At 70.3% G+C, this 15,610-nt stretch carries 14 protein-coding genes and 1 pseudogene; 6 read left to right on the top strand and 9 right to left on the bottom strand.

Translation table 11 applies throughout. From position 1 onward, the window contains the following. Positions 1-76: 76 nt before the first annotated feature. On the bottom strand, positions 77-1,546 hold the full coding sequence (locus ABZX67_RS10365) for an MFS transporter (RefSeq protein ID WP_355356916.1): 1,470 nt from the start codon (positions 1,544-1,546) through the stop codon (positions 77-79). 257 nt (positions 1,547-1,803) lie between these two features. Between ABZX67_RS10365 and ABZX67_RS10360 the strand changes: the two genes are divergently transcribed. Continuing rightward, positions 1,804-2,427 carry a TetR/AcrR family transcriptional regulator gene (locus tag ABZX67_RS10360; RefSeq protein ID WP_355356914.1) on the top strand — a complete coding sequence of 208 codons (624 nt, stop codon included), beginning with the start codon at positions 1,804-1,806 and terminating at the stop codon, positions 2,425-2,427. Positions 2,428-2,451: 24 nt separating this feature from the next. Here the strand turns inward: ABZX67_RS10360 and ABZX67_RS10355 are convergent, their stop codons facing one another. The 5 genes from ABZX67_RS10355 to ABZX67_RS10335 all read right to left on the bottom strand — a co-directional run bounded on the left by ABZX67_RS10355 (position 2,452) and on the right by ABZX67_RS10335 (position 7,214). Continuing rightward, entirely contained in the window at positions 2,452-3,423 is a 972-nt protein-coding gene (locus ABZX67_RS10355) for a PDR/VanB family oxidoreductase (RefSeq protein WP_355356912.1), read from the bottom strand. Positions 3,424-3,453: 30 nt separating this feature from the next. Next, entirely contained in the window at positions 3,454-3,687 is a 234-nt protein-coding gene (locus ABZX67_RS10350; RefSeq protein WP_355356910.1) for a hypothetical protein, read from the bottom strand. Further along, positions 3,684-4,748, bottom strand: coding sequence for an aromatic ring-hydroxylating dioxygenase subunit alpha (locus ABZX67_RS10345; RefSeq protein WP_355356908.1), 1,065 nt, complete (start codon positions 4,746-4,748; stop codon positions 3,684-3,686). The genes ABZX67_RS10350 and ABZX67_RS10345 overlap by 4 nt, the downstream gene beginning before the upstream one ends. 25 nt (positions 4,749-4,773) lie before the next feature. Then, complete coding sequence (locus ABZX67_RS10340; RefSeq protein WP_355356906.1) at positions 4,774-6,129, bottom strand: MFS transporter; 1,356 nt, start codon at positions 6,127-6,129, stop codon at positions 4,774-4,776. A gap of 314 nt (positions 6,130-6,443) precedes the next feature. Beyond that, a complete protein-coding gene (locus ABZX67_RS10335; RefSeq protein WP_355356904.1) occupies positions 6,444-7,214 on the bottom strand; it encodes an IclR family transcriptional regulator in 771 nt (256 codons plus the stop codon). A gap of 472 nt (positions 7,215-7,686) precedes the next feature. Here ABZX67_RS10335 and ABZX67_RS10330 point away from each other — a divergent pair. From ABZX67_RS10330 to ABZX67_RS10315, 4 genes and pseudogenes are all read left to right on the top strand, one after another. After that, positions 7,687-9,011, top strand: a pseudogene (locus ABZX67_RS10330) (pectinesterase family protein). A 199-nt stretch (positions 9,012-9,210) separates the two neighbouring features. Further along, on the top strand, positions 9,211-9,777 hold the full coding sequence (locus tag ABZX67_RS10325; RefSeq protein ID WP_355356902.1) for a SigE family RNA polymerase sigma factor: 567 nt from the start codon (positions 9,211-9,213) through the stop codon (positions 9,775-9,777). Then, positions 9,774-10,619 (top strand): hypothetical protein, encoded by an 846-nt coding sequence (locus ABZX67_RS10320; protein WP_355356900.1) that lies wholly within the window; start codon positions 9,774-9,776, stop codon positions 10,617-10,619. The genes ABZX67_RS10325 and ABZX67_RS10320 overlap by 4 nt, the downstream gene beginning before the upstream one ends. 75 nt (positions 10,620-10,694) lie before the next feature. Next, on the top strand, positions 10,695-11,525 hold the full coding sequence (locus ABZX67_RS10315; RefSeq protein WP_355356898.1) for a pectate lyase: 831 nt from the start codon (positions 10,695-10,697) through the stop codon (positions 11,523-11,525). Positions 11,526-12,053: 528 nt separating this feature from the next. On the opposite strand, the gene ABZX67_RS10310 is transcribed toward ABZX67_RS10315, so the two are convergent. After that, on the bottom strand, positions 12,054-12,281 hold the full coding sequence (locus ABZX67_RS10310; protein ID WP_355356896.1) for a hypothetical protein: 228 nt from the start codon (positions 12,279-12,281) through the stop codon (positions 12,054-12,056). Here ABZX67_RS10310 and ABZX67_RS10305 point away from each other — a divergent pair. Then, entirely contained in the window at positions 12,271-13,023 is a 753-nt protein-coding gene (locus ABZX67_RS10305; RefSeq protein ID WP_355356894.1) for a hypothetical protein, read from the top strand. The genes ABZX67_RS10310 and ABZX67_RS10305 overlap by 11 nt on opposite strands. Positions 13,024-13,214: 191 nt before the next feature. Here the strand turns inward: ABZX67_RS10305 and ABZX67_RS10300 are convergent, their stop codons facing one another. Further along, a complete protein-coding gene (locus ABZX67_RS10300; protein WP_355356892.1) occupies positions 13,215-15,125 on the bottom strand; it encodes a DUF2075 domain-containing protein in 1,911 nt (636 codons plus the stop codon). 145 nt (positions 15,126-15,270) lie between these two features. After that, entirely contained in the window at positions 15,271-15,450 is a 180-nt protein-coding gene (locus ABZX67_RS10295) for a DUF5710 domain-containing protein (protein WP_355356969.1), read from the bottom strand. Positions 15,451-15,610 lie beyond the last annotated feature (160 nt).

Genomic DNA, 15,610 nt, shown 5'->3' with positions numbered 1-15,610 from the left:
GCAGGCCACGCACGGCTTGCGCCCACCAGGACCTCTGCACGCCGCAGAGGTCCTGGTGGGCTATGTCCCGGCGCGTTCAGACGACGGGGGCGGCGTCGGTCTCCGCGGGGTCCCGCAGGGGCGGGATGAACAGCGAGATCACCAGCGTGAGCACCGTGAGCAGCGCTCCGGTCCAGAACAGCCAGGCGTAGCCGCCGTCCTGGTAGAAGGCGGTGCCGTCCACGACGGTGCTGTGTGTGGCGAGGGCGGCGAACGAGAGGGCGGTGACGATGGCGCCGAAGAAGTTGATGAGCATGTTGAGCATGCCGCTGCCCAGCCCCTGCTCGTCCTTGGAGACCACACCGACGACCAGCACCGGTGCTCCCGCGACGACGAGACCGGCGCCGAGGTTGGCCAGGCACGAGGTGAGGATGAGCTGGGTCTCGTCGGCGTGGAAGAAACCCACCAGGCCGTAGCCGACCGCCATGAGGGCCAGCCCCGTCCACCAGAGCAGGCGGGGATCGATCCTGCGCAGGAGGCGGCTGGCGACGAGGCCGGACCCGAACATCACTGCGTTCCAGGTCAGGCTGACGACGGCGTTGTGCTGCGCGGTCCATCCGAGCCCGGCGGAGACGCCGGGTATCTGCGGGTAGAGGGCGAGCAGGATCGCCATGCCGGGCATGGTGTAAGCGACGGACTGTGCGAGCCCTCCGGTGACGAGGACCAGGGCGACCGGGCGGCGCCTGAGCACCTTCAGGTCCAGGATCGGGTGGGCGCTGGAGCGTTCCACGAAGAGGAAGACGACCAGTGCGGCCAGGCCGGCGGTGAGCCAGCCGAGGGTCTTGGCGTCGGCCCACCCCCAGCTCTGCCCCTGGCCGACCGCGTAGACGACCGCGGTCAGCCCTCCGCCGAGGACCAGGCCGCCGAGCCAGTCGAAGCCGGGCCGGCGGTCGTGCGGTGGGGTCTGCGGCACCAGGAAGGCGATCAGCGCGAAGCCGACGGCGGAAGCCGCGGCGAGGAACCACATCACGCCTTCGTAGCCCCAGCCGTCGACCAGCCGGCCGGCCAGGAACGGCGCGGTCAGGGCCACCAGGCCGACGCTGCTGCCCAGGACGGCGCTGGCCGGCTTCACCAACCGGGCGGGGAAGATGTCCCGCACGGCGGGGAAGGACAGGGCGGCGAACGGGCCGTAGCAGCCGGCGATGGCCCGTCCGGCCAGCAGCAGCCAGAAGCTGCCCGCCATCGCGGCGATGACGTCTCCCACGACCCCCAAGGCGGTCATCACGAGCATGAGCCGCTTCTTGCCGTACCGGTCGCCCAGTTTCATCACGAACGGCGTCAGCAGCGTCGAGACGAGGACGACGGTCAGACCGAACCAGGCCACGTGGGTGGTGTGGAAGCTCTGCGCCACGCTGGCGGTGGCGTTGGCACCCAGGATGCCGGCGGCGGCCAGGAGCTGGGTCGGCCAGATGAGCGCAACGAGCACGGCGACCAGTCGCGGCGTCCATCTCGCGGTGTCTTGGGACGGTGCTGCGTCGAGCGAGGGGCTTGCAGACGTGGGTGTCATGAAGCCGCCTCCTTTCGCGAACAGGGGGGAGGCCGGGGTCGTGCGAGGAAGGGCATGCCGTTACCCAGAGCTCATCTCTCGGCCACAGGCTCGAAACGTTCCCTCGCTTCCGGATGATGATGGAGCCAATACTTAGTGCACGCTAGGCATTGAGAGAGTGGCGCACGTCACATCGCAGCGCGTCGGCGGGGCGGCCTCTCCGTGCGGCGGCAGCACTCCCGTGATGACCAGCGACGACACTCGGTACGGTGGTCCGTATGGGGACACCACGGGGGCCGCGCGGCGGCTACGCGACAGGGCAGGCCAGACGCCACCAGATCCTCGAGGCCGCGCTGCTGCGCTTCGGCCAGGACGGCTACCGCAAGACCTCACTCGCCCGCATCGCCCAGGACGCCGGGATCACCGACGCCGGGCTGCTGCATCACTTCCGCGACAAACAGCAACTCCTGCTGGCTGTCGTGCAGCACTGGCACGAACGGCTCGACGAGCAGTGGCTACGCGTGTCCGACTCGGTACGGGACGCCTTTCGCTGCCACCTGGACGACACCGCCGAAATCCTCACCATGCCGGGAATCCTCGAGCTCGCCGTCGTGGTGGGCGCCGAGGCCACCGCACCCGACCACCCCGCGCACGACTTCTTCTCCCGGTGGCAGGAGAAGGGTGTGCGGGAACTCGCGGACCGCCTGCACGCCGGCACCGTGTCGGGTGAACTCAAAGCGGGCCTGGATCCCGAGAGCATCGCCCGGGAGTGCGCGGCGCTCGACGCCGGGCTGCGGATCCAGTGGCTGACCGGCGGACGTTCCTTCGACTTGATCGCCGTGATGCGCTCGCACCTGGACCGCCTGATGCGCCACATCTCGGCCGATGGCGAGGGGCTGTAGCACCCGGAGGGACACCGTGACCGGTCACAGGTCCAGGACGAGGCGCGGGCAGGCGGCGCGCGAGACGCAGATGAACATCGTGTCGTTGCGTGCCCGCTCAGCGGGGGTGAGCAGTGAGTCGCGGTGGTCCACCGCCCCGTCGAGGACCGTCGTCTCGCAGGTGCCGCAGGTGCCCTCCCGGCACGAGGACAGAACCTGCGCGCCGGCCTCCTCGACCGCCTGGAGGACGGTCTTGTCCGGTGGGACGGTCACCGTCATGCCGCTCCGGGAGAGTTCCACCTCGAAGGAAGCCGAAGTGGCGGCGTCCTCCCGCGGCTTCGGACTGAACCGCTCGATGTGCAGTGCGCCCTTCGGCCAGGAGGCACATCGCCGCTCCACCGCGTTGAGCAGGGGCTCGGGACCGCAGCAGTAGACAAGGGTGCCGGGGGCGGGGCTGCCGAGCAGCCCGTCCAGGTCGAGGAGGCCGGTCTCGTCCTGGGGGCACAGTTCCACGCGGTGGGGGTGGTCCTTGGCCAGTCGCCCGGCGTAAGCCATGGTGGCGAGGCTGCGTCCGCCGTACACCAGCCGCCAGTCGGCCCCCCGCTGCTCGGCGGTGGCGAGCATCGGCAGGAACGGGGTGATGCCGATGCCGCCGGCGATGAACAGGTAGCGGGCGGAGTCGACCAGCGGGAAGTGGTTGCGGGGGCCGCGCACCCGGACCGTGTCGCCCTCGGCCAGCGTGTCGTGGACGTAGCGGGAGCCGCCCCGGCTCTGTGGCTCGCGCAGCACGGCCACGTGGAGGAGGGAGGTGTCCCGCGGGTCGCCGCACAGCGAGTACTGCCGTACCAGGTCCGGGCCCAGCACCAGGTCGATGTGGGAGCCGGGGTCCCAGGCGGGCAGCCGCTCGCCGGAGGGGTGGGCCAGGCTGAGCCGGACGACGCCCTCGGCGAGGGGCTCCTTGCGCAGCAGGGTCAGCTCGAGTTCCGCGATGGTGCGTTGGGGGCTCGTGAGGGTCATGGTGGTTCTCTTTCCGGACCGGGGCCGGCTTCAGGCCGGGTTCGCGGGCCGAGGCTGGGAAGCGGGCGCGGGAGCGGACGGCGGAACAGGGCCGGCGTGGTGGTCCTCGGGATGGCGGAGCAGCCAGTCCCACAACTCGACCGGGCCCTCGAACTCCCGCTGCGCATCGCAGTGGCAGACGGCCGGCAACAGGTCGGTGCCGAGGACCCAGTGGACGCGGTTGACGTTCTCGCCGGAGAGACCGGGTGGGTGGAGCGGGGTCATCGCGCGTCCGCCCGGGCCGGCGTCCCGGCCCCCTCCTGGGCCAGGCGGGCGAGGAGGCGGCGGGCGGCGAGTCCGCCGGTGTCGATGTTGATGCTCAGCTCCTGGTAGCCGGCCTTCTCCGTGTCCAGAGACCTCTGCAGCACGTTGAGGGCCACCACGTCCTGCATGACCACCGTGTGGTTGTTGCCGCGCAGGAACTCGGTGACGCCCTGGTCGTGGAGCGCGAAGTCGCGGGCCACGGCCCAGAAGTCGTACACCGTCTGCTCCGTCGAAGGGGTGATGCCGTAGACGACCTCCACGTGGAAGGCGTGCGGGTCGCTGCCGTCCGGATGCGGCCCGGGAGCGCCGAGGGGCGCGATGCGCGAGTGGAGCAGGTAGAGGCTGGGCGCGTGGTACTCGATGTCCTGCCAGCGGGTGATCCGGCCCTCGATGCCCGTCGACTTCGCGTAGAACGGCGGGCACTCCGCGTCGTCCATGTGGCGCCTGACGCGGACGATGCCGGCTGAGTCGTCGACCTCGGTGGTGATGGGCGTCTCGGCCACCTCGGGAGTGCCGATGTAGCCGCCGTGCAGGTACGTCTCGTGGGAGAGGTCCATGAGGTTGTCGACGAGCAGACCGTAGTCGGCGTCGATCGGTTCCATGCCCGACACGACGGTGTAGTCGGGCGAGTCCATCCACGGAGCGCGAGGCGGCAGGGTGTCCCCGGGCTCGCGGTCGCCGATCCACACCCACACGAAGGAGTCCTGCTCGACCACCGGGTACGTCTTCAGGCGCGCGGTGCGCGGGATGCGCTGCTGGCCGGGCACGAAGGTGCAGCCGCCGTCGGTGCCGTAGGTGAAGCCGTGGTAGCCGCACACCACCCGGTCGCCGTCCAGCCGGCTGGGCGCCTGTGACAGCGGGAAGCGCCGGTGCACACAGCGCTCGGACATCGCCACCGCCCGGCCGTCCTCGGTGCGGTACAGCAGGATCGGTTCGCCCAGTACGGTGCGTCCGAGCAGCTCGCGCCCGACCTCGCGCCCGTAGGCGGCGACGTACCACTGATCGCGTACGAAAGCAGTCATGATCGTTTCCTTTGGGATGGGGTGCTCAGTGCGCGGTACCGGTGGCCGGAGCCGCGGCGGCGGGCTCCGGGTCCCCTTCCGGGGCGGGGCGCAGCAGCAGGAGGAGGGCCGCGGTGGCGATGAAGATCAGGCTGACGGCGAGGTAGAGGTTCTGCGGGGTCCAGCCGGCGTCGAGCATGCTGCCCGCGACGGTGGGGGCGAGGATCGCGCCGATGCGGCCGACCGCGAGGGCGCTGCCGAGTCCTGTGGCCCGGACCCCTGTGGCGTACGTGACCGGGGTGAGGGCATAGAGGCCGGCCACGCAGCCGTTGGCGAACAGGCCGATCACCGCGCCGAGAACGAAGGCGGCACCCAGCGAGGACGTCGAGGCGATGAAGGCCGACAGCATCACGGCGGTGGTGATCAAGTAGGTGATGAGGAGGGAGCGGAGCGCGAACCGGGCGGCGAGGGCCCCGAGCGCGGCCGCACCGAAGATGCCCCCGAGGTTGAGCAGTGTCCCGCCGGTGAGGCCCTGGGTGCCGGAGAGGCCGGCCTCGACCAGCAAGGTCGGGGTCCAGCTGGTCACGAAGTAGAAGCCGGCCATGACGAGGAAGAAGGCGGACCACAGCAGCAGCGTCGGGCGGCGCAGCGCGGGTGAGAGCAGCTCCCGGAATCCGGCCCCGACTCCGGACGGTCGGGCGGCGGGCTCGGGCAGGCTCTCCAGCGGCGGATGGCCCGTGCGCCGGGCCAGGTTGTTCAATCTCGCCAAGGCGCCCTTCGGCCTGCGGGAGGCCAGGAAGTCCACGGACTCGGGCAGGCAGAAGTAGGCCAGCGGGACGGCGACGGCGGTGGCCAGGCCGCCGGTCAGGAAGACCGAACGCCAGCCGAACTGCCCGATCATGGCGACCGCGAGCAGGCCGCCCACGGTGGCGCCGACCGCGTAGCCGGTGGAGTTGAGGCTGACGGCCAGCCCGCGCCAGCGGCGGGAGGCGTACTCGCCGGCGATGACGTTGCTGCCGGCCAGGACGCCTCCGATGCCGACTCCGGTGAGCGCGCGCAGCGCTCCGAGGTGGACGGGTGACTGGCTGACCGAGGAGAGCAGCATTCCGAGGGCGGCCACCGTCAGGCAGCCGAGGATGACCGGTCGGCGGCCGATCCGGTCGGCCCACGGGGCGACGCACAGGGCGCCCAGAGCCATGCCCACGAGGCCGGCGCTGAGCAGCAGCCCGAGCTCGGAGGAGCTGAGTTCCCACTCCGCCGACACGGCTTTTCCGGTGAAGGCCATGACCAGTACGTCGAAGCCGTCAAGCATATTGAGCACCACGCACACCGCGATAGCGCCCCACTGGAAGCGGCTCATCGGCCCCTCGTCGAGGGCGGTGCGCAGAGAGGGGCCGGTCACCGGACGCATCCGGAAGGCGGGGAAGAGGGTGGCAGAACCATGGCAGCACTCCGTTGTCGACTGCGTGGTGGTCGTCGACGCCCTCAGCTCGCCGGGCGGGGTGCGGACCCGGCGGACCGGGCCCGGGCGTCAACGGTGCGGACCATCGTGCGGTCGTCGCCCTCGGGTCACCAGGGGTCTTTCCGGATGCCGGGAAGCATCCGCGAAACGCCGGCCGTGTTGTCGTGACGGACGGGAGTCAGGTCCTGTCCGCATGGCTTGGCGTGCGGTGTGCCATGGGCAGGCACTGCGCCTCGGACGCGGAACGCCGCGGCTCAGGCCTGCGGCGTGATCATGGCGCGGGAGATCGCCCGGGCGCTGGTACAGACGAGCCGGGCCAGCGCGTGCGCGGAGGTGCTGCCGTGGCGTACCACCAGGGAGATCGCGGCGATCACCGCACCGCCGACGCCGTGTACCGGGGCGGCTACCGACAGGGCGTCCATCGTGACCTGGCGGTCGCTGACCGCGTAGCCACGGGTCCGTACCTCGGCCAGCATGCGCCGCAGCTCACGCGGATCGGTGACCGTGCCCGGCGTGAAGCGTTCGATGGGGCCGGCGAGCGCCTGCTCCTGCACCTCGGCGGGGGCGTGTGCGAGCAGTACCAGCCCGACGCCCGTGGCCGTGAGGGCGAAGCGCCCGCCCACACGCGTCAGCACCGGCACCGCACCGGATCCCGCGATGCGCTCGACGAAGACGACCTCCGTACCCTCGCGCACGGCGAGCTGAACGTTCTCGCGGGTAATCCGGGAGAGGTCCTCCAGGTACGGCAGGGCCCGCTCGCGCAGGCCATGACCGCGCGGCGCGAGGGAGGCGACTTCCCACAGCCGCAGGCCGACGCGGTAGCACCCTTTGTCACCGCGCTCCAACGCGCCCCAGGCGATGAGCTCTCCGAGCATCCGGTGCACGGTCGACACCGGCAGCCCGGACCGGCGCGACAGCTCGCTCAACGTCATCTCCGGGCAGTTCGCGCTGAACGCGCCGAGGATCTGCAGGGCGCGGGCGAGCACAGGCCCGGTGCCCGACTCGGACCTGCGACGGCGGGCCATCGGGGCGCCTCCTTCGTCCGCCGCCGGTGAAGGCTCCTCATCGCCATGCTCCGGCTCATGTACGAGCGAGTCTTCCAAGACGTCCTCACTGATTTCCCGACCGTGCGCTCCGGTCGGCCGCCGCGGCCAGTGTGCAAGAAGGTCGCGGCCACGTCGAGATGTCGGGAGTCCCCGGTCACAGCTCCGCCGTAGTCGGGGCGCTCACCCACCCTCGCGCCGGGGAGGACGGCTTGTCGGGAGGTCGGGCGGGCTGCGTGGCGTCATGGATGCGGGGCGGTGGAAGCGCTCCTGCCGTATGCGCTGCGGTGGTTCCACTGTTCCGGAGCGGTGGTCTTCCGTTCATGCCCGGGGGGGCAGCGGCTGGACGCACGTATCTCGACGGGACGGGAACCATTCCCGACTCTGCGGCAACTGTCGAGCGGCCCGTTCCTCACGGGCGCCCCCCACATACGTACAGATTGAGAAAACACGCATGACTGAGCGGCACGGCGACGGCAAGGCGCGGCACCGCAGAAGGAAGACGGCCCTGCCGGCAGGGGTCCCGCTGGCGCCGGCCGCCGCAGGGGCCATGGCCTACGGCACGGCCTTCGGGGTGTTCGGAGAGGACGCGCGGCCGAAGACCGCGGCGGCCCCCGCGCCGGACTGGGCCGACGACACGGCTGACGGTTTCGCGTCGGTCCACGCGCTCGGGCAGAAGGGGACGTACGGCGGCAGGGGCGGCAAGACGGTCACCGTGCGCACCCTCGCCGATCTGGAGAAGTACGCGACCGCCCGGGGGCCGTACGTCATCGTGGTGGCTGCCATTGTCGCTCAGCCTGTTCCAGGACACGTCACGCAGGTGGTGTCCTTGCGGCTGTTCATCGAGATCCAACAACAAGACGTTCGGCATCGGCTGGATGGAGAACGCGACCGCCAACCGGACGATCCACCACAACTGGTTCCGTGAGACCGAGCGGCGCAACCCGTCGACCGACAACGTCGCGCACGCCCACCTCTACAACAACTACATCCAGGATGACCCGGGTACCGACATCACGTCGTCCTACGGCAACTACGCGCGCGGCAGGACGAGGATGGTCCTGGAGAACAGCTACTTCCAGGGCGTGAACAACCCCGTCATCAAGGACGACACGGCCGGTCTGGTCCAGCGCGGCAACGTCTTCGCCCGCACCAGCGGCCGCAACGAGAGCGGCGGCGCCGCGTTCGATCCGAAGGCGTACGACAACTACCGCCTCGACCATGCGTCCGACGTGCCCGACATCCTCAAGTCCGGAGGGCCATGCAGTTCGATCGGCACGACGGTGAGCGCCGGGTCGGCGGCCGCCGCCGCGACGCAGAGCACCCTGACCGTGGCAAAGGACGGCAGCGGCCGGTACAAGAGCGTGCAGAAGGCCGTCGACGCCGTCCCGGCGGGCAACACCTCGCGCGTCGTGATCCGGATCGCGCCCGGCACGTACCGCGAGACGGTGAAGGTCCCGGCGGACAAGCCGCACCACCATCGACGGCGACGTGGCCGCCCGGAGCTTCTTCCTCGGCCGCCCCTGGCACGCCGGCGGCGACGCGAGCCTCGACCCGCAGACCACCATCCGCGACAGCGTCTTCGGCGCGGCCGCCAAGGCCGCTCCCTGGACGGACATGGGCGGCTTCTCCTGGAAGAACGACCGTTTCGCCGAGTACAACAACGACGGCCCGGGCGCGGGCCCCGCCGGCGGTGACCGCCCGCACCTGACGGACACCCAGGCCGCCGCCCAGGAGACGGCGGACTGGTTCGGCGACTGGAAGCCCACCGGCGTCTGATCCCACGGCGCCGTGCCGGATCCGCTGGGGCCTGGGCGCCCGACCGGGACCGGGAGTGCCGTGAGGGAACAGGCGATGCAGACCAAGCGGTTGCTCACTGCTACTCTTCCGGATCTCGTCCGGACATTCACATATCGAACACATGACGCACAGGCGCCCGGTTCCGGGGCCCCGAAGTCGCTGCGAGGAGGCATCACCCGTGGGCACAGTCGTCGACGACGCCGCCTCCGTGGAGTTCCATGCCTTCTTCGAGCGGCACTACGCCGAATTGGCCCGGCTCGCGCACCTGTTGACCGGCGAGGCGGATGCCGCCGACGACCTGGCGGCGGATGCGCTGCTCGCGCTGTGGCACCGCTGGGACCGGGTGCGGGCGAGCGAGCATCCGGTGGCGTACGCGCGGGGCGTGGTCGCCAATCTGGCCCGGACGCGGATCCGCAGCGCGGTGCGCGAGCGGCGGCGTGTCGCGCTGTTCTGGGCGCAGCGGGAGGAGAGGACCGAGAATCCGGACGTGGCCGGGGTGGTCGACGTACAAGGGGCGCTGCGCAGGCTGCCGTTCCGGAAGCGGGCGTGCGTCGTGCTGCGCCATGCGTTCGACCTGTCCGAGAAGGACACCGCGCTGGCCCTGGGCGTGTCGGTAGGTACGGTGAAGAGCCAGACGTCGAAGGGGATGGCCGAGCTGCAGCGGCTGCTCCGCGCGCAGGGTGATCCGCGTAAGGTGCACACGGCGATGGCACGTACCGGGACTGCCGGAGGAAGGGACCGATGACCATGCGGCGGGACGTGCACGACGAGCTGCGCGCCCGGCTGCACGAGGCGGCCGGGGCGCACCGGCCCGACCGCGCGCGGATCCTGGCACGGCTCGAACGCGGCATGGCGCAGGTGGACCCGCCCCGCTCCCGAGCGGCCCGTCCGCCCCGGTTCGGCTGGCTGCGGGCGGCCGGCGTCACCGCGATGGTCGCGGGGATCCTCGCCGCCGGCGGCTACGGCGTGGCCTCCGTGGTGACCGACGGGCCTCCGCGGCAGACGGTCGCGGTCCCGCCGACGCCCGCCCTCACTTCCACGCCCACCCCGTCGACGGACGCGACGCGCCGGGTGCCCTCGCCGGTGGACCCGACGCCCGTGGACCCCACGCCGAGCACCTCCCGCGAGCCCCGCGAGCCGAGCGCCTCCCCGTCACCTGCGCCCGGTGCCGGCATGCCCGCCGCGGGTGAGCAGGACGGGCCGCTGTGGTCGGACGGTTCCGTGGACCCGCACAGCAACGACTTCTGGGCGCAGAGCAACGTCACCCTCAAGACGCGCGAGGAACTGACCGCGCTGACGGTCGAGTTGCGCATCGCCCAGACCGGCGGGGTCGCCTCCACCGGTGCCTGGCGGTCGCTGCCCGAGGACGACTTCACCGTGACGATCGCGGAGAAGGACGGCTACCTCGTCCACACCTGGGTGCTCAAGCAGGGGCGTACGGTCCCGGCCGGCCAGTGGATGTTCGCCGGGCAGTACAACCACGCCCGCGGCGGCCGGGACGCCCGGGACGACCGCTACGCGGCCACCGCCCGGACGCGGAGCGAACAGCTCGCCGTGTCGGGCGACTTCGCCCGGCACGAAAACTGATCACGGAACGCGGCAACCTTTTCCCCACCCGTGGCGACTGGACATCGCAAGATCTCCCCCACACAAGGAATGGGCATGACTGCACGAGCTGAACAGCGCGTCCGCCACCGTCGCCGCGTCACCACGCGCCGAGCGGTGATCAGCGGAGCCGCCGCCCTCGGGCTGACCGGTGCGGCGATCGTCACCACGACGATGCTGTCCCCCGCCGGGGCCGCCGCGTCCTGGCCCTCGGACACCGGCAGCAAGCCGGTACCGAAGACCATCCCGGTATCCGGTGAGTACGACGGCGGGATGAAGAAGTTCTACGGCACCGGCGCTCTGGGCGGCAGCGGTCAGGACGAGGGTCAGTCCCCCCTCTTCGAGCTGGCCGACGGCGCCGTCCTGAAGAACGTCATCATCGGCACGCCCGCCGCCGACGGCGTCCACTGCAAGGGCAGCTGCACGCTTCAGGACGTGTGGTGGCTGGACGTCGGCGAGGACGCCGCCACCTTCAAGGGCAAGTCGGCTTCGGCGACGTACAACGTCATCGGCGGCGGGGCGAAGAAGGCCGACGACAAGGTCCTCCAGTTCAACGGGGCCGGCAAGCTCACCGTGACCGGCTTCCAGGTGGAGGGCTTCGGCAAGCTGGTCCGCTCGTGCGGCAACTGCAAGACGCAGTACAAGCGCACGATCGTGCTGAGCGACATCGACGTGACCGCGCCGGGCAATTCGATCGTCGGCGTCAACCAGAACTACGGCGACACCGCGACGCTGTCGAAGATCCGGATCCACGGCGACGCCAAGAAGAAGATCAAGACCTGCGTGCGCTTCAAGGGCAACAGCACCGGCAAGGAGCCCACCCAGCTGGGCAGCGGCCCCGACGGCACCGCGTGCCGCTTCTCGGCATCGGACATCACGTACAACTGAGCCGTACGACCGAGCCGTACGGCTGACCGACGTACCTCGGCGCCGTCGCCACCACACGGCGGCGCCGCACGGCCGTGCCGCTTTCAACGCGCTCGTGGACGTCTACGTCGGCCTTGACCGTCTCCTACGCCGCAAGACCCGCCCGCGCCCCGAGCTCGACCCCGGCATCGGCCCGGTGAGCCTCCGCGAGGTCTACAGCACCCGCAGCTTGGACGACATGCACGCCTACGGCGACGCCCGCTACTACGTGCAGATGATGCAACTCCATGCCCGCCGCAGGGACCGTCGCCGATGCGCGCCGAGGCGATGGAAGCCGTGCACGAGTCAGCGGCACTCAGCTCCCCTGGCGGGGACGGCCGTCACCGATCGCGGTTGCAGGAACCCGCGCGGATACGGTCACGGACCCTCTCGTGTGAACGACAGGGGCGGGGGCTTCACCCTCGGCGCATCAATAACCCCGGTGGGCACGATGGGCGCCCTGCGCCGCGCCGTTCGCGATGCAGGGCCCCTCGTCGCTGCGCTGGGGCGTCAGGCCGTGCCGCCGAGCGCGGTCTTCACCTTCTTCACGAAGTCCAGGGTGAAGGACTTGATGTTCTCCCGGCGTTCGGCGACATCGCCACCGGACTTGCGGCTGACGCTGACATACGCCACGAGGTAGTCGGCCGTGGGGCCCGAGCACGTGGTGCTGACCATGGAGTTGAAGTCGCCCACGGCGCCCAGCCCGGGGAAGGGCAGGTTCTCCAGCTTGCAGCTCAAGCTGAACATCCGTCCCGCAGCGGCCCACCGGACCAGCGGCGCGGCAGAAAACACTTCGGCGACACCGATCGGATTCGACTGGAACGGCTCCTTCGCCGTCACGGACCGGCCCGAGGCCGGGGTCCTCGTCGACTGCACGCCTCTGCTTGGCAAAGGCCTGCTCGTCCTGGCCCACGCGCGCCAGGACATCGAGGAACTCTCCGACGCCCAGGGGCTACAAGTGGTCCGGTTCGCCACCGAGTCGGCCCGCCGCGCAGCGGAGCGTTTCGGCTGCGAGGGCGCTCTCGGGCAACGCCCGTCCCCCGTCGACCGCACCGAATGGCAGACGCGCCCCGCCGCTCAGGCGAAAGGAACCTGCCGCGGCATCGTCACCTCGCGGGACGCGGCGCAACTGGGGCTCACGACAGTGTCCGAGACGCCGGCCGGGCGCGCGCTCACCGAGGAGTGCTCCTTGAACCTGTCGGCCAAGGGGCACCACGTCCGTCTGACCGCCTACTACGGGTCCTCCGCGCAGCAGGAGATGTACCTGGACGGCCGCTACCCCGGCAGCGTCAGGGGCGCCGTCATGCAACAGCTCCCCTGCGAGGGCGCCCTGGGGACCGCGTACTTCAAGGCCCGGGAACTCCCCAGGCCGGACGCCGAGAAGGGGGTGCGGGGCAGTGTCGGTAGTGAGGGCGTGCGTCGATTGCTGTCGTCTTTCGCCACCGCTTCCGCGGCTCGGCATGGTTGCCCAGTGGTCTGACCACGGCACCCTCGCTCACCGGCCCGCCATCAGTGGCGATGCCGGTGCGCGCGGGCCCCGCCTGCCTTCCATTCCGCCACGCCGACCGTTCCGTCAGCGAGGCATCAGCCCCCGCGGAAATGCTCCGTCGCCCCGTGTGCCGCCGTGTCTTTGTCACCCCTCACTCCAGGCAGGATGGCCGGATCGCGAGCTCAGCGGCGAACAACGGGCTTGGTCGCCGCGGAAGCCCTCACTTCGGGTCGGTCACCCACCAGTTCCCGCAGCTTCGCCCGTGTCTCGGAGTCCGTTGAGTACACGATCGTGCCGACCATGCCGCGGGTCAGCAGTACCTTGTACGTGTTCCTGATCAGCCGGTCCACATCGGTGTCCGGGGTGGACCTCTTGAAGACCGGGTCCTTCGACGCCGCGCGATCCGTGACCCAGCGGTCACCACGCCAGACCAGATCGGGACCGATGATGACGCCGGACCAGTCGTACTCGAAGCCCTGGGCGGTGTAGACGCAGCCGACCTGCCCGAAACCAGCGGGGTCGGTGGCCCACAGCGCGGCCGGAGGCGCCCCCGAGACCGAGCGGTCGCCGCGCAGGTTCCACGGACGGGCCCAGTCACCGATGACGACGTCGGGAGGCAGCGGCTGTCCGGGCTTGGGCTCCGGGGACCAGCGCCAGCAGTATCCGGCGGACATACGGGCGCCGTACCCCTGGGCTCGACGGGCTTCGAGGAAGGCTTCCATCTCCTGCGGGCTGTCGGCGACGAGCAACTGCATGCGGTCGTCGGGTTCCCAGACCACCGGTCCTCCGGGCTCGAGGCCGAGGAGACGGACCACCCAGCGCAGAAAGGCGTCACTGCCTCCGCAGCGGAACTGGCTGTCCAGCGGGACGACATGACAAGGGATGCCGCGTCTGGCCGCCGCCGCCTTGATCTCGGCCACGGTGCCCATTTCTCCCGGGCGCACCACCTGGTGCTCGTCGAGGAAGAAGACAGGCACATACGCGACGTCGATGAGTTCGTCGATCTGCGCCCTGCCGGTCCGAAGCGCGGCGCGGGTGTAGCGGTTGGCCGAGGTCTCGCGGATGCGGTGCGCCTCGTCACAGATCAACGCGCCCAGGCTGTTCTTCTCGGCGGTCATGAAGCTGTTGAAGTACTTGAACAGGTCCTGCACTTCCCGTTTCCGGGATCCGGCGACCTTCCGCATCGTCTTCGTGAACGACTGCGATCCGGTGGCGTGCAGCGCCGGTACTCCGCGTCGGTACAGCTCACCGAGCAGTTGGAGGGCGATCACGCTCTTTCCGGTACCGGGCCCCCCGGTGACGATCACCACTTCCTTGCGGTCGGCGTGCTTGGCCTTCTCCACCGCGTTGAGCACCATGCGGTAGGCGACCTGCTGCTCGTCGAGGAGCACGAACTGCTGGCGCTCCCGCACCTCCTCGGCAGCCACGGCCATCAGCTGTTTCGACGGCACCGTGGCACCGGCGAGCAGTTCATCCGCCGCTCGTGCCCCGGGATGCTTGTCGCTCAGCCTCGAACGGAGGTGCTCCAGAAAGACGCCGCGCCGCTCCGCGGTGAAGAGCAGTCCGTGACCGTCACGTTCGATCTCGCGCAGGCCTGCAACCCCGAACTCGCTGGCGTTGTGCAGGAATGCCACGCCGTTGACACGGTCCCGGTGCTCGGCCACGGCACCGTTGAAGTTGACCAGGTAGTCACAGTAACGGCGCACCTGCTCGATCGGGTTCAGCACGGGATGCGCGTAGGTGTCGACGTGACACAGGGTCGAGTCGTCGTCGTGGGGCGTTGCCTGACTCCACTGTTTGAGCTCCACCACGACGTACGACGGCTCGCCCGTGCTCGGGTGGACACCGGCGAGCACGACGTCCGCACGCTTGCTGTTCAACGGAAGCGCGTACTCCAGCATCACTTCCACGTCGCCGAGGCCCGCGTCGTTGAGGGCGGCGGCCAGGACTGGGATGCTGCGCTCCCAGGAGCGGACCTCCGACGCTCCGGGGCGGTAGCCGTGCATATGGGCGAACTGGTCAGTCAGGTGCAGGAACAGCGAACCGTCGAGTGCCATGACGGCGACCGTTTTCGCGGACGCGCGGAACAGCAAGGACTTCCCCCAGGCAGCACGAAGAGACTCGTGCGGGTGGGGGCATGTCCTTCAAGACTCCACCGGGATGGAGCGGAAGCCCGTCGGGCCGCGTTGATGACGTAGCTGAGACTACCTGGCGGTGCTGACAGTCGTACTGGTCCGCTCAGGACTGAGGCGGCAGCCATCGTGCTGCCTCTTCCAAGCTGACTCGCTGGGCGTCGACGTACCACTGACGTCGCTCACAGTCCCAGAACGCTCCGCCGGAACTCACTACTGCTGGCAACGTCCCTCGCGGTGATCGCCGCTGAGCCGTGTCAGTGGGCTCGACAAGGCCGTTACGCATCACAGCGCACTCACCGGTCGGGGTCGCCGACAGAAGTCGAGCGTCATAGGAGCGCAAGAGTCCCCACAACCCGGCGCCCGCAACCGTTGCCATAGTCGCTCCCAGCACCGATTCGCAGGTGAGGCGGGCCCAATGGACTCGACCTGCTGGGTACCGCGAA

This window comes from Streptomyces sp. NPDC003036 (assembly GCF_040611175.1).
GTDB lineage: Bacteria > Actinomycetota > Actinomycetes > Streptomycetales > Streptomycetaceae > Streptomyces.
This window is presented reverse-complemented; position numbering and strand designations above follow the sequence as displayed.